Origin of the sequence: Nonomuraea sp. NPDC052265 (assembly GCF_044547985.1) — a bacterium.
GTDB lineage: Bacteria > Actinomycetota > Actinomycetes > Streptosporangiales > Streptosporangiaceae > Nonomuraea.
In genome coordinates this window covers 410,420-431,908 of record NZ_JBIUBJ010000001.1, presented here as the reverse complement: position 1 = coordinate 431,908, position 21,489 = coordinate 410,420, and the positions used below count along the sequence as shown (strand labels likewise).

19 protein-coding genes are annotated in these 21,489 nt (G+C 73.9%); 12 read left to right on the top strand and 7 right to left on the bottom strand.

The genetic code is table 11. The features are described from left to right. Nucleotides 1-5: 5 nt before the first annotated feature. Nucleotides 6-605 carry a TetR/AcrR family transcriptional regulator gene (locus ACIHAD_RS02075; RefSeq protein ID WP_397352459.1) on the bottom strand — a complete coding sequence of 200 codons (600 nt, stop codon included), beginning with the start codon at nt 603-605 and terminating at the stop codon, nt 6-8. Between the two features lie 92 nt (nt 606-697). Between ACIHAD_RS02075 and ACIHAD_RS02070 the strand changes: the two genes are divergently transcribed. Next, on the top strand, nt 698-1,501 hold the full coding sequence (locus ACIHAD_RS02070) for a class I SAM-dependent methyltransferase (RefSeq protein WP_397352458.1): 804 nt from the start codon (nt 698-700) through the stop codon (nt 1,499-1,501). 24 nt (nt 1,502-1,525) lie between these two features. Here ACIHAD_RS02070 and ACIHAD_RS02065 read toward each other — a convergent pair whose 3' ends face one another. The 5 genes from ACIHAD_RS02065 to ACIHAD_RS02045 all read right to left on the bottom strand — a co-directional run bounded on the left by ACIHAD_RS02065 (nt 1,526) and on the right by ACIHAD_RS02045 (nt 6,651). Then, nucleotides 1,526-2,965: a cation:proton antiporter gene (locus ACIHAD_RS02065; protein WP_397352457.1), complete on the bottom strand. Its 1,440-nt coding sequence runs from the start codon at nt 2,963-2,965 to the stop codon at nt 1,526-1,528. Nucleotides 2,966-3,029: 64 nt separating this feature from the next. Then, on the bottom strand, nt 3,030-4,238 hold the full coding sequence (locus tag ACIHAD_RS02060) for a CynX/NimT family MFS transporter (protein WP_397352456.1): 1,209 nt from the start codon (nt 4,236-4,238) through the stop codon (nt 3,030-3,032). 71 nt (nt 4,239-4,309) lie between these two features. Continuing rightward, a complete protein-coding gene (hisG, locus tag ACIHAD_RS02055) occupies nt 4,310-5,197 on the bottom strand; it encodes an ATP phosphoribosyltransferase (protein WP_397352455.1) in 888 nt (295 codons plus the stop codon). A gap of 43 nt (nt 5,198-5,240) precedes the next feature. After that, complete coding sequence (locus ACIHAD_RS02050) at nt 5,241-5,945, bottom strand: SDR family oxidoreductase (protein WP_397352454.1); 705 nt, start codon at nt 5,943-5,945, stop codon at nt 5,241-5,243. After that, complete coding sequence (locus ACIHAD_RS02045; protein WP_397352453.1) at nt 5,932-6,651, bottom strand: phosphoribosylaminoimidazolesuccinocarboxamide synthase; 720 nt, start codon at nt 6,649-6,651, stop codon at nt 5,932-5,934. The genes ACIHAD_RS02050 and ACIHAD_RS02045 overlap by 14 nt, the downstream gene beginning before the upstream one ends. A gap of 224 nt (nt 6,652-6,875) precedes the next feature. On the opposite strand from ACIHAD_RS02045, the gene ACIHAD_RS02040 reads away from it, so the two are divergent. From ACIHAD_RS02040 to ACIHAD_RS02020, 5 genes are read left to right on the top strand one after another with little or no spacing between them, the layout of a single operon-like run. Further along, nucleotides 6,876-8,153 (top strand): aminotransferase class III-fold pyridoxal phosphate-dependent enzyme, encoded by a 1,278-nt coding sequence (locus ACIHAD_RS02040; protein WP_397352452.1) that lies wholly within the window; start codon nt 6,876-6,878, stop codon nt 8,151-8,153. After that, nucleotides 8,146-9,201: a Gfo/Idh/MocA family protein gene (locus ACIHAD_RS02035; RefSeq protein WP_397352451.1), complete on the top strand. Its 1,056-nt coding sequence runs from the start codon at nt 8,146-8,148 to the stop codon at nt 9,199-9,201. The genes ACIHAD_RS02040 and ACIHAD_RS02035 overlap by 8 nt, the downstream gene beginning before the upstream one ends. Before the next feature lie 29 nt (nt 9,202-9,230). Next, complete coding sequence (locus ACIHAD_RS02030; RefSeq protein ID WP_397352450.1) at nt 9,231-11,030, top strand: ABC transporter ATP-binding protein; 1,800 nt, start codon at nt 9,231-9,233, stop codon at nt 11,028-11,030. A gap of 21 nt (nt 11,031-11,051) precedes the next feature. Further along, nucleotides 11,052-12,830: an ABC transporter ATP-binding protein gene (locus tag ACIHAD_RS02025; protein WP_397352449.1), complete on the top strand. Its 1,779-nt coding sequence runs from the start codon at nt 11,052-11,054 to the stop codon at nt 12,828-12,830. Beyond that, nucleotides 12,827-13,312, top strand: a complete 486-nt coding sequence (locus ACIHAD_RS02020) for an NUDIX domain-containing protein (RefSeq protein WP_397352448.1) — start codon at nt 12,827-12,829, stop codon at nt 13,310-13,312. Before ACIHAD_RS02025 ends, ACIHAD_RS02020 begins: the two co-directional genes overlap by 4 nt. Here ACIHAD_RS02020 and priA read toward each other — a convergent pair. Next, a complete protein-coding gene (gene priA, locus ACIHAD_RS02015; protein ID WP_397352447.1) occupies nt 13,309-14,046 on the bottom strand; it encodes a bifunctional 1-(5-phosphoribosyl)-5-((5-phosphoribosylamino)methylideneamino)imidazole-4-carboxamide isomerase/phosphoribosylanthranilate isomerase PriA in 738 nt (245 codons plus the stop codon). The two genes, ACIHAD_RS02020 and priA, sit on opposite strands and share 4 nt — an antisense overlap. Before the next feature lie 183 nt (nt 14,047-14,229). Between priA and hisG (ACIHAD_RS02010) the strand changes: the two genes are divergently transcribed. The 6 genes from hisG (ACIHAD_RS02010) (at nt 14,230) to ACIHAD_RS01985 (ending at nt 21,489) form a co-directional block, all read left to right on the top strand. Further along, nucleotides 14,230-15,096: an ATP phosphoribosyltransferase gene (gene hisG, locus ACIHAD_RS02010; RefSeq protein WP_397352446.1), complete on the top strand. Its 867-nt coding sequence runs from the start codon at nt 14,230-14,232 to the stop codon at nt 15,094-15,096. Next, on the top strand, nt 15,093-15,899 hold the full coding sequence (locus ACIHAD_RS02005) for an HAD family hydrolase (protein ID WP_397352445.1): 807 nt from the start codon (nt 15,093-15,095) through the stop codon (nt 15,897-15,899). The genes hisG (ACIHAD_RS02010) and ACIHAD_RS02005 overlap by 4 nt, the downstream gene beginning before the upstream one ends. 124 nt (nt 15,900-16,023) lie before the next feature. Then, a complete protein-coding gene (locus ACIHAD_RS02000) occupies nt 16,024-17,091 on the top strand; it encodes a BMP family protein (RefSeq protein WP_397352444.1) in 1,068 nt (355 codons plus the stop codon). Beyond that, nucleotides 17,088-18,179 (top strand): ABC transporter permease, encoded by a 1,092-nt coding sequence (locus ACIHAD_RS01995; protein WP_397352443.1) that lies wholly within the window; start codon nt 17,088-17,090, stop codon nt 18,177-18,179. Before ACIHAD_RS02000 ends, ACIHAD_RS01995 begins: the two co-directional genes overlap by 4 nt. Beyond that, on the top strand, nt 18,176-19,396 hold the full coding sequence (locus ACIHAD_RS01990; protein WP_397352442.1) for an ABC transporter permease: 1,221 nt from the start codon (nt 18,176-18,178) through the stop codon (nt 19,394-19,396). Before ACIHAD_RS01995 ends, ACIHAD_RS01990 begins: the two co-directional genes overlap by 4 nt. Next, nucleotides 19,396-21,489, top strand: a complete 2,094-nt coding sequence (locus ACIHAD_RS01985) for a N,N-dimethylformamidase beta subunit family domain-containing protein (protein ID WP_397352441.1) — start codon at nt 19,396-19,398, stop codon at nt 21,487-21,489. Before ACIHAD_RS01990 ends, ACIHAD_RS01985 begins: the two co-directional genes overlap by 1 nt.

Below are 21,489 nucleotides of genomic sequence, written 5' to 3'. Positions count from 1 at the left end.
GGGGCTCAGAGCAGGCGGCGCTGCACCGCGTCGGCGATGGCCGTGGTCACGATCCACTCGACGGCGGTGGCGCCGGGCGGGTCGCCCTCGCTGCCGGCGAACAGCAGGTGGCCGCTGCCGATCAGGGTGAGCGCGAGGGCGTCGACGTCGGCGTCGGCCGCGATGCGGCCCATCTCGCGCTCGGCGGTCAGGTAGGCGGCGATCATGGTCGTGGCCTCGGCCAGGAGCGGGATGCCCGACGACCCGGCCTGGCGCAGGCGGGCGCGCAGGCCGTCGCGGGAGATGACGAGGCCGACGACGGCCACGGCGACCGACCCGAACAGCTCCAGCAGCGCCAGGGTGAGGTTCCCGGCGACGGTGCCGGTGCCGGCGCTCTCGCGCAGGGCGGCGGCCTGGGCCTCGACGCGGCGGATGCGGTCGGTCACCAGGTCGGCGAGGAAGGCGTCGAAGTCGGCGAAGTGGCGGTGGAGCACGCCCTTGGCGCAGCCCGCCTCGGTGGTGACCGCCCGGCTGGTCAGAGCGTTGGGGCCGGCTCTGAGCAGGACGCGCTCGGCGGCGTCGAAGAGCTGCTCGCGTACGTCGCGGAGGGCTACGCCTGTGGGCACCGGGCCGGTCTCCTTCTGTCACGAATCCCGTTCAGCGTAGACGAGTGGGCGCATGCCCACTAGAGTGGGCGCATGCCCACTAGAGTGGGCGCATGCCCACTAACAGCCCTGAGAGCGAGCCGCACCGCCACCGGCGGATGGCCGAGTCCTTCGGCGCGGACGCCGACCGCTACGACCGCACCCGCCCCCGCTACCCCGAGGAGATGATCGCCAGGATCGCCGCGGCCGCCCCCGGCCCGGACGTCCTCGACGTCGGCATCGGCACCGGCATCGCGGCCCGCCAGTTCCAGGCGGCCGGCTGCCGGGTCTCCGGCGTGGACGTCGATCCCCGCATGGCCGAGCTGGCCCGGCGCGACGGCATCGAGGTGGAGGTGTCCGCCTTCGAGTCCTGGGACCCGGCCGGGCGCACGTTCGACGCGGTCGTCGCCGGCCAGACCTGGCACTGGATCGACCCGGCCGCGGGCGCGGCCCAGGCGGCCCGGGTGCTGCGGCCCGGCGGCAGGCTGGCGCTGTTCTGGAACGTCTTCCAGCCGCCGGACGTGCTGCGCGACGCCTTCGCCGAGGTCTACCGCCGCATCCTGCCCGACCTGCCGGCGCTCGGCCAGGCCGGGCCGGCGGTGGACCTGTACGCGTCGCTGCTCGACAAGATCACCGACGGTGTCCGCGCGGCGGACGCGTTCGGCGAGCCCGAGCGGTGGCAGTACGCGTGGGAGCGCGTCTACAGCAGGGACGAGTGGCTGGAGCAGGTGCCCACGCACGGTCCGGCCACCGGGTTGCCGCCGGAGCGCCGCCGCGAGCTGCTGGAGGGCGTCGGGGCCGCGATCGACGCGGCGGGCGGCGCCTTCACCGTCCACTACGACGTCCTGGTGCTCACCGCCGTCCGGCGGGGTGAGTAGGCGCCGGTGGCCGTCGTGGCCGGTTCAGGCCGGTTGCGGCGTGCGCGGCCCGGTCCTGGCCGGGGCGTAGAGGCCGAGCCGGCGCAGGGCCGGCGCGGTCATCATGGTGGTGATCAGGGCCATCAGCACGAGCACCGTGAACGTGCCGGGTGCGATCAGTCCCATGCCGAGCCCGGTGCTGAGCACGACGATCTCGGTGACGCCGCGGGCGTTCATCAGCACGCCGAGCCCGAGCGCGAGCCGTCCCGGCATGCCGCCCGCCCAGGCGATCACCCCGGCCGCGCCCAGCTTGCCGAGGACGGCGGCCACCAGCAGCACCGCCCCGCCCACCAGCACCACCGGGTGGCCGAAGGCCAGATGCACGTCGGTGCGCAGCCCGATCGAGGCGAAGAACACCGGCAGCAGCATCGCGCGGTTGAGCGAGCCGAGGCGTTCGGGCACCGCGCCGAGCACGGGCGCGTCGCGGGGGAACACGACCCCCGCCAGCAGCGCCCCGAAGATCGCGTGCACGCCGATGGCGTCGGTCGCCGCCGCCAGGACGAAGATCAGGCCCAGGACCAGCGCGAGCGCGGCGGGAACGGGCAGCCGCCGGTCGGCGTGCCGGGCCGCCAGGGCGGCGAGCGCGGGACGTACGACGAGGGTCACGGCGAGCACCAGGGCGGCGGCCAGCGCCAGCGAGGTCAGCACGCCCGCAGGGGAGCCGGCGTGGGCCAGGGCGATCACGGCGGCCAGCGCGCACCAGGCGAGCACGTCGGCCAGCCCCGCGCAGAGGATCGCCAGCGAGCCCAGCCGGGTGACGGTCAGCCCGGCCTCCTGAAGGATCCTGGCCAGCACGGGGAACGCGGTGACGCTGAGCGCGGTCCCGGCGAACAGGACGAACGCCGTCCCCGACGCCGACGGCCCGGCGAGCGCGTCGGCGAACGGGAGCGCCGCGACCGTCCCCAGGGCGAAGGGCACGGCCATCATGGCCAGCGCGGCGACCCCCACGACCGTCCGCTGCCGGCCGAGGGCGGCCGGGTCGAACTCCCGCCCCACCGTGAACATGAAGATCGCCAGCCCGGCCTGGGCCAGCAGTTCGAGCTGCGGCGCCACCCAGCCGGGCAGGATCAGCGCGGACACGCCCGGCGCCAGCGAGCCCAGCGCGGACGGCCCCAGCAGCAGCCCGGCCACCATCTGCCCCACCACGGACGGCTGGCCCGCCCGGCGCGCCAGGACGCCGCCCAGCGAGGCCAGACCGCCGATGACCGCCACCGCGAGGAACAGCCGCAGGATCGACTGGGCGGGCGGCACCCCCGCGGGCGCGGCCGGCGCCGCCGGATGCCCCGGTTGCTGCCCGCCCGGCCCGAACACGAGCAGGAGCGCCACGCCGGCCACGGCGATCAGCAGCAGCGCGACCGCCAGGCCCCGGGCCGGGAGGGGGAGCAGGGCCTGTTCGGTGTCGTCGAGCGGGTCGTCTCCGCGCATGGTCGCACCTTCCTGCGAACTCCGCGACGGGCCGCCCGGCCCGTCGCCGGCTCCGGCGGCCGGCTCAGTCCGCGGCCGGGAGCGGCCGGGCCGCCCGCCGGCCGATCAGCAGCAGGGCGCCGACGGCGGCGACGATGCCGACGGCGATGACGGGGATCAGGGCCGGGTAGCCGAGGTCGCTCGCCACCATGCCGAACAGCGGGGGGCCGAGCAGGGAGCCGAGGCTGCCGGCCTGGGCGATGACGCCGTTGCCGACGTCGGCGTGGTCGAGGCGCTCCAGGATCAGGGGGAGCGCGGCGAAGACGAGGGCGCCCAGGAAGCCGTTCTCCATGGAGATGACGCCCGCGCCGGTGAGCGCGCCCGCGGAGGAGCCGCCGGCGTACAGGATCCAGGCGGCCGGCACGACGAGGAAGCCCGACAGGGCCAGCACGCCGACCCGTACGCCCCTGCGCAGCAGGACGCCCACCGCCAGCCCGCCGGCCACGCCGAGCAGCGAGATCACCGAGGTCAGCGCGCCCGCGGCGGCGGCCGAGCGGCCGTACTGCTCGATGAGCAGGGTGGGCAGGAGCACGATCACCGGGATGGTCACCAGCGCGGTCAGGCAGAAGGCCGCGGCGAGCACGCCCGGCCAGGTCAGCGCCCGCATCCGGGGGACCGGCCCGGCCGCCTGCGCCCCGCCGCCGCGCGGCAGCCGCGCCCAGGTCACCACGGCCGTCAGCAGCGTCAGCCCGGCGATCAGCCCGGTCCAGCCGCGCCACCCCAGCGCGTCGCCGGCCGCGCCGCCGGCCAGCGTGCTGGCCCCCAGCCCGACCGGGACGAACGTCGCCCAGACCGACAGGGCGGTGCCCCGGTCGCGCTCGTGGGCCAGGCGCAGGATCAGCGCCGGGCAGGAGATGGTGACCAGGACGTAGCCGACGCCCTCGACGCCGCGGGCGATGAGCAGCCAGGCGAAGTCGTTCGCGGCCATGCTCGCCGCGCCCGCGGCCGCGATCAGGGTCAGCCCGGTGACCAGCGACCTCCCGGTGCCGAACCGGCGGACGAGGTAGCCCGCGGGCAGGCCGACCACGGCCCCCACACCGACCACCGCCGAGATCACCCAGCCCAGCTCCGACAGCGACAGCCCGAGTTGGGCGGCCACCGCCGGTCCGACCGAGGAGAACTTGCCGAGGCTCATCGCGGCGACGACCCCGCCGACGTAGACGACGAGGATCGTCAGCCAGGGGGAGCGTGGCGGGGACGTCTCCGTGATCTTTGCCGCCGACCGGGGGTCCATGAGTCTCCTTCGCACTGCGTTCCGCGGGCCAGGGTTCCCACGTCCGATCTTCGCCATGCCGGCGGCGCCGATCAACCCGCCTCTCCCGTGACGAGGATGCCGATGCCCGACTCGGTGACGTTCACGGCCCCGGCCGACAGCAGCGCGTCGATCGTCTCGGGCACCTCCCGCCTGGGCAGGACGCCCTGGAGGACGACCATGGCGGCGTCCCCAAGGCCGGGGCCCGCGCGCCAGGACTGGACCGGCATCGCGGGCGTCACCTCCTCCAGCCGGTCGGCGGGGGCGCGGACCGTCAGCAGCACGTGGGCCGGGCCCACCCAGGCGGCGCGCAGCAGCAGGGCGACGTTCCTGATCAGGCCGCGCCTGGCCGGGTCGGCGTAGGCGGCCGGGTTGGCGACGAGCTGCGCGCCGCAGGTCCGGACGGTCTCGATGACCCGCAGATCGTTCTGGCGGAGCGAGTGGCCGGTCTCCACGACGTCCATCATGGCGTCGGCCAGCTCGGGGATCTTGGCCTCGGTCGCGCCGTAGGACACGACCACCTCGGCCCGCCGTCCCGCCTCGCGGAAGAAGCGGCGGCCGATGTTCGGGTACTCGGTGGCCACCCTGACGCCGTCGTCCAGGTCGGCCACGCTGCGGGCGGGATGGCCGGACGGCACCGCGAGCACCAGCCGCCACGGCCGCTCGGTGTTCCTGGAGTAGTCGAACGACTCCACCACCTCGACCTCGGCCCCGGTCTCCTCCACCCAGTCGGCGCCGGTCAGCCCGAGGTCGAAGGTGCCGTCCCCGACGACCAGGGGGATCTCGCGCGGCTTGTAGAAGGCCACGTGCGACACGCCGGAGTGGTCCACCGTGCCGCGGTAGGAGCGTTCCGAGCGTCGCCGTACGGGGAGCCCCGCGGTCGCGAAGAGCTCCAGGGCCCGCCGCTCCAGCGACCCCTTCGGCAGGGCGAGCGAGATCATGCTTCCTCCTTGCGGGCACGACGGCAACGACGGCAACGACGGGTCACACGTGCAGCAGCCGGTCGATGCCGACGACGGGCGGCTCGGGCAGGCTGGACGGCCGCACCTCGATCTCGCCCACCACGAGGTCGTCGGGCCAGGAGCCGACGATGGTGCCCACGCAGCGGGCCACCGACCGGGTGCTCATCTTGTGCGGCGACCCGTCGCCGTCGAGGTTGGCGATGGCGCCCGGCGAGACCAGGCAGGCGCGCACCCCGTTGCGCCGCTCCTCCAGCAGCAGCGTCTCGACCAGCGCCTTCAGCCCGGCCTTGGTGGCGCTGTAGGCGGCCCCGCCCTCGAAGTACCGGGTCCCGGCGTGGCTGCCCATGGCGACGAACATCCCGCCGGCGGCCCGCAACGCCGGCAGGACGGCTTTGAGCAGGTGGAAGCAGGCGCTCAGGTTGATCGCGACCAGCCGCTCCCAGTCCTCCCCGCGCAGGTCGGCGATCGGGTCGAGCACCCGGTCCACCGCGTTGGACACGCAGACGTCGAGCCGGCCGGCCGCGCCGAGCACCTGGGCGGTGGCCTCCGCGATCTGCGCCGGGTCCGACAGGTCGCACTTGTGCTCGCCGAGCCAGTCCTCGCCGGCGAGCGAGCGGTTCAGGGAGAAGACGCGGTAGCCGCGCTCGCGCAGCTCCTCGGCGATGGCCCGCCCGCTGCCCCGGTTGCTGCCGGTGACCAGCGCGGCCGGGGTCTCATGTGATGACATCGAGGACGCGGCTCCACTGGTTCACGATCTCCTCGCCGGCCACGCCGTCCCGGAACAGGTCCTTGTCCAGCGGGGAGCCGTCCTGGTGGCGCAGGCGCATGCAGTCCTGGGAGATCTCGGAGATGACGGTCAGGCCGCCGTCGGCGGTCTGCCCGAAGATGAGGCAGAAGTCCCACACCTCCAGCGGGCGCAGCCAGGACCGCAGCACGTCGTTGACGGCGAGGGACAGCTCGCGCATCTCCTCCACCGGCAGGCCGAGCGCCCTCAGGTAGTCCTCGCCGATCGGCTGGTCCTCGGGGTCGGTCCGGTAGTCGAACTTCACGACCGGGCGCGGCAGCGGGGCGCCGTCCTCGAACAGGCCGGGGTACTTGCGGGTGGTCGATCCCGTGGCCCGGTTCTTCACGATCACCTCGAACGGCGGCGCCGGGCAGTAGTCGGCCACGTACGAGTCGGCCGAGACCCGTTCCCTGAACGCGCACGGCACCCCGGCGCCGGCCAGCCGGGCCGCCGCCCTTTCGTAGAAATCGAGCCGGAGCGGCCCGGTGCGCTCGACGATTTCATCGCGGTGGTACGTGAAACTGCGCAGGCTGGGGATTATCTGCACCAGGCAGCGCCCCTCGGGCAGCAGCCACAGACGCTTACTGCGCCCGACGATATCCGGCTCTCCGCGGCCGGCCGGACTTCCCGGATCGGATCCGTTATCCACGTGGCCTCCATCCGCTGACAATGGCCCACACAACTTGATATTGCGGGCACCTGAATGTCAAGGCGGCGTGACCCTGGAAAAAGGAGCACTTGACGGCCCTCTCGCGGTCTTGATATGTCGTCCGCCCTCGCCCGGGGTCCTGGAAGAAAGAGTACTTGACGGGTCCCGGCGGCCGGACGGTACTGTCTTCTGAAATTGAAATTCCGATCTTAATTCAAATCCCAATGGGGGGAGGATCGTTGTCGGAATATGAGCGCATAGCTCACTCGAAGATCACACGTAAGTTCAGGTCCGCGGGGCAGCAGCTCTTGTTCTCGCGGGGGCGGCGGGGCGAGGTGTCCGACGCGAACGGCGTACCGTACATCGATTTCGTCATGGGTTATGGGCCAGTGATAATCGGTCACGCGGACGCCCAGTTCAACGAAATTCTCTGCGGTTATCTCGGCAACGGCGTCATGCTGCCGGGGTACACCACGTTCCACCAGGAATACTTGGACAGGCTGCTCGGCGAGCGGCCCGGCGACCGCGGGGCGTTCTTCAAGACCGCCTCCGAGGCCGTCACCGCCGCCTTCCGGCTGGCCGCGATGCGCACCGGCCGGCTCGGCGTCATCCGCAGCGGCTACGTCGGCTGGCACGACGCCCAGATCGCCGACTCCCTCAAGTGGCACGAGCCGCTGCACTCGCCGCTGCGGGACAAGCTCCGCTACACCGACGGCATGCGCGGCGTCGGCGACTCCGAGCCGGTGGCCAACTGGGTGGACCTGCGCCTGGAATCCCTCGCCGAGCTGCTGGAACGGCACCGCGGCCGGCTGGGCTGCTTCGTCTTCGACGCGTACCTGGCCTCCTTCACCACGGCCGACGTGCTGCGCCAGGCCGTCGCCATGTGCCGCGAGGCCGGCCTGCTCACCGTCTTCGACGAGACCAAGACCGGCGGCCGGATCTCGGCCCTCGGCTACGACCACGACAACACCCTCGGCTCCGACCTGATCGTGATCGGCAAGGCGCTGGCCAACGGCGCCCCGCTGAGCATCCTGGCCGGCGACGCGGACCTGCTCGCGCTGGCCGAGAAGGCCCGGCTGAGCGGCACGTTCTCCAAGGAGATGATCGCCGTCTACGCCGCGCTGGCCACCCGCGACATCCTGGAGAAGCCCGTCGGCGACTCCCCGGACGGCTGGACCGAGATCGGCCGGATCGGCACGCGGGTGGCCGCCGCCTTCACCGCGGGCGCCGCGGACGCCGGGGTCGAGGCCCTGGTCGGCGCCCGTCCGGTGCTCGGCGGCGGCATGTTCGAGCTGGTCTACCACGACGTGGGCCTGCTGGGCGACAAGGAGCGGCGCGAGTCGCTGCTGGCCGAGCTCGCCGGGGTCGGCATCCTGCTGCTCGAAGGGCACCCGTCCTTCGTGTGCCTGGCCCACCGCGACATCGACTGGGGGGACCTGCGCGACCGGGTGCGGCAGGCGTTCGAGGCGTGGAGCGCGCCCGCGGAGGCCGGCCGTGGCTGACCTCCTGCGGCTCGCCCTGGTCGGCTGCGGCCGCCAGATGCAGCAGAACCTCTTCCCGTTCCTGCAACGCATCCGCGGCCACCAGGTCGTGGCCTGCGTCGACCCCGACCTGGCGCTGGCCGCCGACGTGCAGTCGCTGGCCGGCGGCGCGACCTGCGTCTCCTCGGTGGACGAGCTCGACCTGGAGATGGTGGACGCGGCCGTGCTGGCCGTCCCGCCGGAGCCGTCGTACCTGCTGGTTCGGCAGCTCGCCGAGCGCGGGGTGGACTGCTTCGTCGAGAAACCGGCCGGGCCGTCCACGCCGTCGCTCCAGGACCTGGAGCACGTGGTGCGGCGCACCGGGCGGCACGTCCAGGTGGGGTTCAACTTCCGCTACGCCGAGACCCTGCAGCGGCTGCACGAGCTGAGCGAGGAGATCCGGGCCACGCCGTGCTCGGTGACCATCGACTTCTACAGCCGCCATCCGTCCGCGCCGCAGTGGGGGGTGGACACCACCCTGGAGGCGTGGATCCGGCACAACGGCGTGCACGCCCTCGACCTGGCCCGCTGGTTCGTGCCGTCGCCGGTCGTCCAGGTGGACGCGCACGCCATCGCCAGTGACGCCGACCGGTTCCAGATCAACCTGTTCCTGCGGCACCACGACGGCTCGCTGTCCACGCTGCGCATGGGCAACCACGTCAAGCGGTTCATGGTGGGCGTCACCGTGCAGGGCATGGACGGCAGCCGGTACAGCGCGCCGTCCCTGGAGCGGGTGACGCTCGAACTGTCCGACGGCGTGCCGTACGGCCAGGAGCTGCACAGCACCCGCAACCTGGACCACGGGTGGGCGCGCAGCGGTTTCGGGCCCGAGCTCCAGGCGTTCGTGGACGCCTGCGCGCAGCGGTCGGCCGAGCCCCACCCGGGCGGACGTCCCGCGATCAAGGGCGTGCCGTCGGTCTCCGACGCGCTCGCCGCCTCCGCACTGTGCGACCGGGTGATGGCGGAGCTGAACACGGCCGCGACGAACGGCTTCGGCCTGCTGACCGGTTCCGTCCGGGCCTCGGCCTAGGCGGGGGCCGTTGACGAGAAGGGGGAGGCATGACTGAACGGGCGCGACCGGCCGCGGGCGGGCGGCCGGTCGCGTCGCGTGATCGGGCCGGGCGGCCGGCCGGGTCACGTGATCCGGTCGCGTCGCGGGGAGTGGGCCGGTGGGTGGCCGGTCATCTGGGCCGGCACCGGCCCTCGCTGCTGCTGTTCACCGTGGCGGCCGTGGCGGCGAGCCTGTGCTCCACGCTCGTCCCCGTCCAGATCGGCACGGCGTTCGCCGAGGCCACCGGCCCCCGGCACGACCTCGGCGCGGTCGGGGTGGCGGCGCTGGCCGCCGCGCTGCTGGCGGCCGGCCGGTTCGTCGCCGACCTGCTGTCGAACGGCTCGATGGAGGTCGTCGCCCAGCGCGTCAAACGGGACGTACGCGACGAGCTGTACCGCAGCCTGCTGACCAAGCGCATGGCCTTCCACGACCAGCAGCGCATCGGCGACATCCTGGCCCGCGCCATCAACGACGCCAGGCTCGTCGACTACATGCTCAGCCCGGGGGCGGCCACCGCGGCCAACGGCGTCCTGGCCCTGCTGGTGCCGATCCTGTTCATCGCCTCGCTGGACCCGCGGCTGCTGCTGGCGCCCGGCGTGCTGGTCCTGGTGTTCGCCTACGCCCTGCGCTACCACCTGCGCCGGCTCTACCCGCTGGTCATGCGCACCCGCGAGACCTTCGCCGACCTCAACGAACGCTTCTCCACCACGCTCTCGGGCATCGCCACCGTCAAGGCCGCCACCCAGGAGGACCACGAGCGGCGCGCCCTGCGGTCGGCCGCCGCCGCCTACCGGGACGCCTTCGTCCGGCGCGGCCGGGCGCAGGCGGTCTACCTGCCCGCGCTGAGCTTCGCGCTGGCCATGGTGACCGGCTCCCTGCACTCCCTCTACCTCTACTCGCAGGGGGAGCTGGCGCTGTCCCAGGTGGTGACCTACCTCGGCTGGCTGCTGCTGTTCGCGCAGCCCGTCACCATGTCCGAGCAGGCCGTGCCGGTCATCCAGGAGGGCTTCGCCGCCGCCGCGCGCATGCGGGAGATCATCGACGGCGCCCCCGGCGAGCGCGAGGACACGCGCGGCACGACGGCGGCCGTCGAGGGCACGATCACCTTCGACCGGGTCTCGCTGCGCCACGAGGGCAGGGACATCCTGCGCGAGGTCTCCTTCCACCTGCCCGCCGGCCGCACCCTCGCCGTCGTCGGCCCCACCGGCAGCGGCAAGAGCATGCTGATCAAGCTGGTCAACCGCATGTATGACGCCACCGAGGGCCGCGTGCTGATCGACGGACGTGACGTGCGCGAGTGGGAGCCGGGCGCGCTGCGCCGCCAGATCGGCCACGTGGACCAGGAGATCTTCCTGTTCTCCAAGAGCGTGCTGGACAACATCGCCTTCGGCGCGCCGCACGCCGCCGGGTACGAGGACGTCCTGCGCGTCGCCAAGCAGGCGTGCGCGGACGAGTTCGTCCAGACGATGGCCGACGGCTACGCCACCACGCTCAACGAGGGCGGCACGACGCTGTCCGGCGGGCAGCGGCAGCGGCTGGCCATCGCCAGGGCCCTGCTGACCGAGCCGCGCATCCTCACCCTCGACGACGCCACCAGCGCGGTGGACGCCCGTACCGAATCGGCCATCACCGAGGCGATCGAGCGCGCGACGGCGGGCCGCACGACGGTGCTGGTCTCGCACCGCCCCGGCCAGATCCGCCGGGCCGACGTCATCCTGCTGCTGGACGGCGGCCGGGTCGTCGACCAGGGCTCGCACGACGAACTGATGGCGCGCTGCGCGCTCTACCGGGAGATCTACAGTGGATGACGCCCAGGATCGGCGGCGGCCGTGAGCGACCTGTTCGCGGGCCTGCACGCCGACGCCTACGATCGCGTGTACGGCAACCGCCGCCTGCTCGCCCGCATCCTGCGACAGTTGCGCGCCCACCGCGCCGGCATGGTCGGCTCGGCCCTGCTCGTCGCGGGCTCGGTGCTGCTGACCGCCTCGGTGCCGGTCGTCGTCTCCCGCCTGATCGACCAGGCCGGCGGCGGCAGCGGCCCCGGTCTGCTGCTGTGCCTGTTCGTGGTCGCGGCGGCGGTGCTGGCCTGGGCGATGAACTGGGCCCGCCAGGCGATCACCGCCCGGCTGGTGGGCGGCATGGTCTACCGGCTGCAGTGCGAGGCCGCCGACGCCGCGCTCGCCAAGGACGTCGCCTTCTACGACGAGAACTCGGTCGGCAAGGTGCTCAGCCGGGTCACCGGCGACACCGAGGGCTTCGGCTCGGTGCTCACCCTCACCCTGAACCTGATCAGCCAGCTCTTCCTGGTGGTGCTGCTCGGCGGCGTGGTGTTCTGGATCGACCCCGGCCTCGGTCTGGTCATCGTGGCGGCGCTGCCGTTCCTGCTGGGCACGGCCCTGGCCTTCCGCCGGGTGGCCCGTACCGCGGCCTCGGCCACGCGGCGGGTGATGGCCAAGGTCAACGCCAACGTGCACGAGACCATGCTCGGCATCGCGGTCGCCAAGAGCTTCGGCCGCGAGGAGGCCGTCTACGGCGACTTCGACGACGTCAACCGGCTGTCGTACCGCGTCTACGTCCGGCAGGGCCTCATCTACGCGGTCATCCTGCCGGTCCTGACGCTGCTGGCCGGGGTGGCCACGGCGGTCGTGCTGTACCAGGGCGGGCGGTTCACGGTGCTCGGCAGGCTCTCGGCGGGCGAGTGGTACTTCGCCCTCCAGGCGCTCGGCATGCTCTGGCAGCCGGTCACCCAGGCCGCCTCGTTCTGGAGCCTGTTCCAGCAGGGGCTGGCCGCCGCCGAGCGGGTGTTCGCGCTGATCGACAGCGATCACGCCGTCGTCCAGAGCGGGAACGCGCCGGTGACCGGGCTGACCGGCGCGATCGAGGCCCGCGGCCTGCACTTCCGGTACGGCTCGGGCGCCGCCGTGTTCCGGGACTTCGACGTGCGCGTGGCGGCCCGCGAGACGGTGGCGGTCGTCGGGCACACCGGCGGCGGCAAGTCCACGCTGGCCAAGCTGATCGCCCGCGCCTACGACTTCCAGGGCGGCGAGCTGCTGGTCGACGGCCGGGACATCCGCGGCCTCGACCTGCGGGCCTACCGGCGGCGGGTGGGGGTCGTCCCGCAGCACCCGTTCATCTTCGCGGGCACGCTCGCGGAGAACATCGCCTACGGCCGTCCCGGCGCCGGGCGCGACGACGTCGTACGGGCCGTCGAGCGGATCGGCCACCGCGTGTGGGACCGCAGCATGCCGATGTCCCTGGACGACCGCCTGGCCGCCGGCGGGCAGGGCGTGTCGGTCGGGCAGCGGCAGCTCATCGCCCTGGCCCGCATGTTCGTCCGCGAACCGGACATCCTGCTGCTGGACGAGCCGACCGCCAGCGTCGACCCGCTGACCGAACGCGGCATCCAGGACGCGCTGTCGAGGTTGTGCGCCGACCGTACGGTCCTGGTGATCGCCCACCGGCTGTCCACCATCCGGCGCGCCGACCGCGTCCTGGTGCTGCACGGCGGCGAGATCGCCGAGCAGGGCCGGTTCGACGAGCTGCTGCGCCGCGACGGCCCGTTCGCCGCGCTCTACGCCACCTACTACGCCCACCAGGAGACCGCATGACCTGCGCACCCCATCCGCCGCAGTTCGAGCCGATCCAGCGGGAGGCGTCCGCGGCGGGCGTGCGCTGCGTGGTGGGCGCGGTGCTGGTCAACCCGGCCGGCGAGGTGTTCCTGCAACGGCGGGCGGCCCACGTGCGGCTCTTCCCCGGCTGCTGGGACATCGTCGGCGGGCACGTCGAGCGGGACGAGACGCTGTGCGCGGCGCTGGCCAGGGAGATCGAGGAGGAGACCGGCTGGCGGCTGCTGCGGGTGGGCGGCCTGGTGGACGTCTTCGACTGGACCGGCGGCGACGGCGGCCTCCGGCGCGAGATCGACGTGCTGGCCACGGTCGAGGGCGACCTGACCCGGCCCACGATCGAGCAGGACAAGTTCGACGAGGCCCGCTGGCTGGACGGCGACGCCCTGCGCCGCCTGGCCGCCGAGTCCCCCGGCTCCGGCATGGTCGAGCTGGCCCTGCGCGCGCTGGCCATGCGGCCGGTTTAGGGCTCCGGCTTGCGTACCGCGTCCAGCGCCTGGCGCAGGGTGAACCTGCCGGCGTACAGCGCCTTGCCCACCACCGCGCCCTCGACGCCCAGCGAGGTCAGGGAGGAGATGGCGCGCAGGTCGTCCAGGCAGGAGACGCCGCCGGAGGCCACGACGGGGCTGCCGGTGGCGGCGCACACGTTGCGCAGCAGGTCCAGGTTGGGGCCGCCGAGCGTGCCGTCCCTGGCGATGTCGGTGACGACGTACCGGGCGCAGCCGGCGGCGTCCAGGCGGGCCAGGGTCTCGTACAGCTCGCCGGCCTCGCGGGTCCAGCCGTGGCTGCGTACGGTCGTGCCCCAGACGTCCAGCTCGACGGCGATCCGGTCGCCGTGCCGGGCGATGACCTCGGCCACCCACGCCGGACGTTCCAGCGCGCCCGTGCCGAGCACCACCCGGCCGCAGCCGGTGGCCAGCGCGGCGGCCAGGCTCGCGTCGTCGCGCACGCCGCCGCACAGCTCGACCGGGATGTCCAGGGCGCCGACGACCTCGGCGACGCGGGCCCGGTTGGAGCCGGTGCCGAAGGCGGCGTCGAGGTCCACCAGGTGCACCCAGTCGGCGCCCGCGTCCTGCCAGGCCAGCGCCGCGTCGAGCGGGTCGCCGTACCAGGTCTCGGACCCCGACACGCCGCGCACCAGGCGGACGGCCCGGCCGCCGCGCACGTCGACGGCGGGCAGGAGGGTCAGGCATGTGGACACTCGTCGTTTCCTCTCCCGTGAACCCCCCTTTTCCATCATCCCGAACACTGGTCAGGAATCGAAGTCAACCTTCGGCCACCACCTTGGTTCACTTGCCGCCGGCCGGCCGGACGGGGACGCTTGCCGGTGCGCGCCGCACGCCCAGTCGCCGGGGGCCGGTCCCCCTGTTCCGAGGAGGACTGCATGGTCTCGCTCGCGCTGCCCAAGGGCACGTTCCTGGAGCGTCCCGTCCTCGACCTCTTCGCCGCCGCCGGGCTGGAGGTGCACCGCCCGTCCGAGCGCAGCTACCGGGCGAGCATCGCCTACGACGGCGGCGTCGAGGTGGCCTTCCACAAGCCGCGCGAGATCCCGCTCGCCGTGGAGAGAGGCGTTTTCGACGTCGGCGTGACCGGCACCGACTGGATCGAGGAGACCGGCGCGAAGGTCGAGCTCGTCGAGGCGAGCGGGTGCGTGCCCGCCTGGCGGCTCGTGCTCGCCGTCCCCTCCGGGCATCCCGCCGCGGACGCCGCCGGCCTGCCGGCCGGGGCCCGGATCGCCACCGAGTTCCCCAAGATCGCCAGGCAGTTCTTCCAGAGCCTGCCGCTGCCCGTACGGATCGTCCCGTCCTTCGGCGCCACGGAGGCCAAGATCCCCGAGCTCGCCGACGCCGTCATCGAGGCCGACGGTCCCGGTTCCGCCCTGGACGAGCACGACCTGCGGGTCATCGCCACGTTACGCACGTGCTCCCCGCACCTCGTCGCCGGCCCGGCCGCCTGGCGGGACGCCGGCAGACGCGCCGCCATCCAGCGGCTCGCGCGGCTGCTGACCTCGGTGGACGGGGGAGCGGCGCACGTGCTGCTGACCGTCCGCACCACCTCGCAGGACCTGCCGCTCGTGGCCGGGGCGATGCCCGAGCGGTCCTGGCGGGCCGGCACCGGCCTGACCGGGAGCCTGGTGGTCGTGCAGGGGCTGGCCGCCCGGCGCGGCCTGGCCGAGACCATCGGCGGCATCCTGGCCGCCGGAGCGCTCGACGTCATCGAGTCGCGCGTCGGGAAGGACGTCACCGCGTGAGCCGGCGGATGATCGTGTGCGACCTCGACGGGACGCTCCTGGACTCCCGCGGCCAGGTCTCGGAGCGCACCAGGACGGCCGTGCGCCGGGCCCGCGCCGCCGGGCACGTGTTCGTCATCGCGACCGCCCGGCCGGTCCGCGACACCCGTCCGGTGGCCGCGGCCCTGGACCACGCGGCCGTCGCCGTCTGCGGGAACGGCTCGATCACCTTCGACTTCGGCCGCGAGGAGGTGGTCGACTACCGCCCGCTGGACCGGCAGCCGCTCGCCGCGGCGCTGTCGATGTTGCGCGACCGCTTCCCCGGTGTGCGCCTGGGCGCGGAGTGCCGTCTTGAGCTGCTGCTGGAGGACTCCTTCCACCTGCCCGAGCCGCTGGCCCGCGACGCCCGTCGCGTCCCCCGCCTGGAGGGCGAGATCGGCCGGCACGACGTCGGCAAGCTCATGGTCCAGCTCGAAGGCGCCGCCCGCCAGTACTACGAGACCGTGCGCGGGCTCCTGACCGGCTGCGAGGTCACCATCTCGGCGGACGTGTTCTGCGAGGTGATGCGGGCCGGCGTCACCAAGGCGGCGGCCCTGGAGTCCATGGCGGCAAGGCTCGGCCTGGGCAGCGCCGACGTGATCGCGTTCGGCGACATGCCGAACGACCTCCCCATGCTGACCTGGGCCGGAACCGCGGTGGCGGTCGCCAACGCCCACCCCGCCGTGCTCGGCGCGGTGGGCGAGGTGACCTCCTCCAACGACGACGACGGGGTGGCCGCGTGGCTGGAACGGCACGCCATGGCCGATTTCTCAGAGAAGTATTGACGCTTGTCTGACGACTATTCATGATGGTCGCTGGAGCCGGGAACGCACCGGCCAGGATCGGCCTGCGGAGGCAGGCCCCCAGGGCCCGCGCCGGGCGCGGGCGTCCCGTCTGAGAGGTGCCCCCGTGCCCCGATTAGCCGCTGCCCCTGTGCTCATCCGCGTCCTCGCCCTCTGCACGGCGCTGTGCTCGCTCGCCGCCTGCGGCGCCGCCAACCGCACCGTCAACCCCGCCGACGGTCCCGCCGCCGGGGCGAAAGGCGCCGCCTCGATCGGCGTGGCCTTCAGCCGCGGCGGACGCGGCGACAGGTCCTTCAACGACTCGGTGGGGGCCGGCGTCGACCGCGCGAAGGCCGAGCTGGGCGTCACGGCCAAGGAGCTCAGCCCCAACGCCGCCGGGTCCGATCTGGAGGAGATCCTGCGGCTGCTGGCCCAGACCGGCCACAACCCGGTGCTGGCCGTCGGCTTCTTCTACGCCCAGCCGCTGGCCAAGGTCGCCCCCGCCTTCCCCCGCACCCAGTTCGTCATCATCGACGACGCCACCGTGAAGCTGCCCAACGTCACCAACGTGGTGTTCCGCGAGGAGCAGGCCAGCTACCTGGTCGGCGCGGCGGCCGCGCTCAAGTCCGCCAGCGGAAGGATCGGCTTCGTCGGCGGGGTGCAGACGCCGCCGCAGGAGAAGTTCCTCGCCGGGTACGAGGCCGGCGCCCGCGCGGTGAAACCCGGGATCCAGCTTTCCAGCGTGTTCATGTCCCAGCCGCCCGACTTCAGCGGCTTCTCCGCGCCCGACAAGGCCCAGGAGGCGGCCCGCGGCATGTACGACGGCGGCGCCGACGTCGTCTACCACGCCGCCGGCGCGTCCGGGCTCGGCGTCTTCCAGGCGGCCAAGGCGGCCGGCAAGTGGGCGATCGGCGTCGACGTCGACCAGCGGAAGACGGTCGATCCGGGGCTCGCCGGGGTGATCCTCACCAGCGCCACCAAGCAGCTCGACGTCGCGGTGCTGAGCATCGTCCGGGACGCGGCGGCGGGCCGGCCGATCGCCGGGGTGCGCGAGTTCGGGCTCAAGGAGGGCGGGGTCGGCTACGCCACCAGCGGCGGCGAGCTCGCCGACATCCAGCCGCGGCTGGAAGAGCTGCGCAAGCAGATCGTCTCGGGCGGGATCAAGGTGCCCGTCAGGCCGGCGGAGAGCCGGTGAGCCGGGCGCGGGCGGCGGGCCGGGAAGCGCTGGGCGTGCTCGCCGTCCCGGCGCTCGCGCTGCTGATCGCGCTCACGGTCGCCACCGCGCTGCTGGCCGCGGTGGGGGCCGCGCCGGGGCGGACGTACCTGACGATGCTGGAGTTCGGGGTCCGGCCGGACTCGCTCGTCTCGGCGGTGAACCGGGCGGCCGTCTACTTCTTCGCCGCCCTCGCCGTGGCCGTCACCTTCCGGATGAAGCTGTTCAACATCGGGGTCGAGGGCCAGTACCACGTGGCCGCGCTGTTCGCGGCGGTCGCCGGGGCGGCCGTGCGGCTGCCGGGCCCGCTGCACCTGGCGTTCGTCTGCCTGGTCGCCGTGCTGGCCGGGGCCCTGTGGGCGGGCATCGCCGCGGTGCTCAAGGTGTGGCGCGGGGTCTCCGAGGTGCTGTCCACGCTGCTGCTGAACTACGTCGCCACCGCCGTCGTCGCCTACCTGCTGGCCGAGGTCTTCGCCGCAGGCAGCACGTCCGGTTCGACGCAGGAGCTGCCGCCGTCGGCCCGCCTGCCCCAGCTCACGCTGCCCTCGGGCGACCAGCTCGGCTCGGCCGCGCTCGCCGCGGTCGTGCTGGGGGTGGCCGTGCACCTGTTGCTCACCCGCACCCGCTACGGCTACGAGCTGAAGGCCGGCGGCCTGAACCCGGTGGCGGCGCGCGTCCAGGGCATCGACCCGCGCCGGATGATCCTGGTCACGATGTTGCTGTCCGGCGGCCTGGCGGGCCTGGCCGGGCTGCCCGACCTGCTGGGCCAGACCTACCGGTACGGCATGGACTTCCCCTCCGGCGCGGGCTTCACCGGGATCGCCGTGGCCCTGCTCGGCCGCAACACGCCCGCGGGCATCGCGCTGGCCGCCCTGCTCTTCGGGTTCCTGGAACGGTCGGCGCTGATCCTCGACATCGAGGGCATCCCCAAAGAGATCGTCACGATCATGCAGGGCGTCATCGTGCTCAGCGTCGTGGTCGCCTACGAGGTGGCGCGGCGCGTGGAACGTCGGCGCGCCGAGCGGCTCGTACGGGAGCAGAGCTCCCCGGCGCTGGAGCCGTCCGCATGAGCGCGGCACGGTACCGGTGGTGGCGAGCCGCGCTCGTCCTGCTGCTGGCGATGTCGGTGGTCAGGGTGTTCACCGGCGCCGACGAGCTCACCGGGTCGGGCGTCGTGGGGGCGGCGCTGCGGCTGGCGGTCCCCATCGGGCTCGCCGGGCTCAGCGGCCTGTGGAGCGAGCGCGCGGGCGTCGCCAACCTCGGCATCGAGGGCATGATGATCATCGGTACGGTCTGCGGGGCCTGGGCCGGGTACGCGTTCGGCGTCTGGGCCGGGGTGCTGGCCGGCACGCTCGGCGGGGTCGCCGCGGGGCTGCTGCACGCGGTCGTCACCGTGACGTTCGGGGTCGATCAGGTGGTCTGCGGCATCGCGATCAACATCCTGGCCGTGGGCGTGGCCCGGTTCATGTCGGTCATCGCCTTCAGCGGCCTGCCGGGGGCGGGGGCCACCCAGTCGCCGCCGGTGAGCGGGTCGATCGGCACGGTCAGCGTGCCCGTCCTGGCGGGCGGCGGGGGCACACCCGACCTGCTGGGCGGGCTGGAGCGCGGCCGGTTCTTCCTGGTGTCCGACCTCGCCGGGATCGCGCGGGGGTTCCTGCACGAGGTCTCGCTGCTCACCGTGGTCGCCGTCGCGCTGGTCCCGCTGAGTTTCGTGCTGCTGTGGCGGACCGCGTTCGGGCTGCGGCTGCGTTCGGCGGGCGAGCATCCCGCGGCGGCGGACTCGCTCGGGGTCCCGGTGCTGCGCATGCGGTACTACGGCGTGCTGGTCTCCGGCGGGCTGGCCGGGCTCGGCGGGGCCTACCTGGTCACCGTCTCCTCGACCGTCTACCGCGAGGGCCAGACCGGCGGCCGGGGCTTCATCGGGCTGGCCGCCATGATCTTCGGCAACTGGCGCCCGTCCGGCACGGCGGCGGGGGCCCTGCTGTTCGGTTACGCCGACGCGCTGCAACTGCGCCAGGCGAGCGCGGTGCACGTGCTGCTGCTGCTCGGGGCCGTGCTGGCCTGGGTCGCGGCGGTCGCGCTGGTCCGTACGCGGGTCCGCCCGGCCGCGACGCTGGCGCTGCTCGGCGCCGCCGCCTTCGCGGTCTTCCAGGGCACCGACTCGATCCCCACCCAGCTCGTGTACGCCACGCCGTACCTCACCACGCTCCTGGTGCTGGTCACGGTCGCCCAACGGCTCCGCATGCCGGCCTACGTCGGCATCCCCTACCGGCGAGGAGACGCCTGATGGCCATCGACCGGGAGGCGCGCCTGATGGGGTACGCCGACCGCTGGTCCGCCGCCCCCGGCGAGCGGCTGACCCTGCACGCCTCCGGCCCGTCCGGGGGCGCGGACGTCGCCCTCGTGGACCTCGTGCGGGAGGGCGACCTGACCCCGGCCGTGCCGGTGACGATCGCGCCGCGGCCCCTGCGGCCCGGCTCCCTGCTGGAGGCGGCCTCGGTGCCGACGCCTCCCAGGGGCGGCCTGGCCCTGTGGATCCGTCCCAAGCGGATCGGGCCGCGCCAGGTCGTGGCCCGCCTGGGCGCCTCCGGCTGGCGGCTGCTGCTCGCGCTCGACGAGGAGGGGCGGCCGGAGGCGACCGTGCTGACGCCGTCCGGGAGCATGGGCTGCCGCCTGCGGTCGGGCGTCCCGGCGGGGGAGTGGTCGCTGCTGGCCGTGGCCTGGGAGGCGGCGCCGCTGATGACCGTCCTGCACCTGAACGACTTCCGCATCCCTGGCGTGAGCGCGGGCCGGGCCCGACTGCCGCTGCCGTCCCCGTCCGGCGGGCTGCGGATCGGGGCCGGCGACGAGCACCCGTACGCGGGCCGGATCGCCCTCCCGATGCTGACGGACGGCCCGCTCGCCACCCCCGGGCGCGCTCCGCTGCGCGACCTGACCACCGCTCCCGAGCTGGTCAAGCACCTCGGTCCCGACCTCCTGGCCCTTTGGGACCCGTCCGCCGAGCCCGGCGGCCCGGTCGTCCCGGACGTCAGCGGGAACGGGCGCCACGCGAACGCCGTCAACCGGCCGCTCGCCGGGCTGATCGGGCCGGGCGGCGTCGCCCGCACCGCGCTCCAGGTCAGCCCCGAGGACCTCGACGACGCCCGCTGGCCGGTGACGTGCGAGCTGACCGTCCCCGAGGACGCCGGCTCCACCGTGCTCGGCGTGCGCCTGCGCACCCGGGACGCGTCGTGCGTCGTCCCGGTGGTCGTGCGCCCGGACGGGACGCGCAGGAGCCCGGTCGCGGTCGTCCTGCCCACGTTCACCTACCTCGCCTACGCCAACCACCGGCAGTCCAGCGAGGCCGAGTACTTCGGGGATTACAAGCAGGTCACCGACCGGGTGATCACGCTCTCCCCGGAGGACGCCTACCTCAACGAGCACCGCGAGCTCGGCCTGTCCCTGTACGACCAGCGCCGGGAGGGCGGCCACGTCACCCACTCCTCCAGACGCCGCCCGGTGCTCAACCTCACCCCCGGCTACCGCTGGTGGATGACCGGCGCGCCGCGTCACTTCGCCGCCGACCTGCTGCTGCTGCGCTGGCTGCGCTCCGAGGGGGTCGCCTTCGACGTGCTGGCCGACGAGGACGTGCACGAAGGCGGCGCCGGCCTCCTGTCCGCCTACCGCGTCGTCCTGACCGGCAGCCACCCCGAGTACGTCACCGCCCCCGGCCGCGCGGCCTTCGGCGGGTACGTGTCCGGCGGCGGCCGGCTCATGTACCTGGGCGGCAACGGGTTCTACTGGGTGACCGGCGTCGATCCCCGGCACCCGCACGCCATCGAGGTCCGCCGCGGCCACGTCGGCGACTGGTGGGACGACGAGCCCGGCGAGGACGTGCTGACCTCCACCGGCGAGCCCGGCGGCCTCTGGCGGCACCGCGGCCTGGCGCCGCAGGAGCTGCTCGGCGTCGGCTTCGCCGCCCAGGGCTGGGGGCCCGCCCCCGGCTACACCCGGCTGCCCGACAGCTACCGGGACGAGGCGTCCTGGGTCTTCGAGGGCGTCGGCACCGACCCCGTGGGCTGCTGCGGGCTCGCGCTCGGCGGGGCGGCCGGTGACGAGATCGACCGGGCCGCGCCCGAGCTCGGCACCCCGCCGGACACCCTGCTGCTCGCGACCTCCGCGGGCGGCCACGGCCACCACTACCGGCCCCCTACCGAGGAGGCCGGACTGGGCGCGGAGACCGTACGCGCCGACATGACCCTGCGACGGCTCGGATCCGGCGGTGCGGTCTTCGCCGCCGGATCCGTCAACTGGGTGACCAGCCTCGCCTGCTGTGACGGTGACATCAGGCGAATCACCCGCAACGTCCTGTCCCGATTCCTGCTCTCCCGCAGCTTGTGA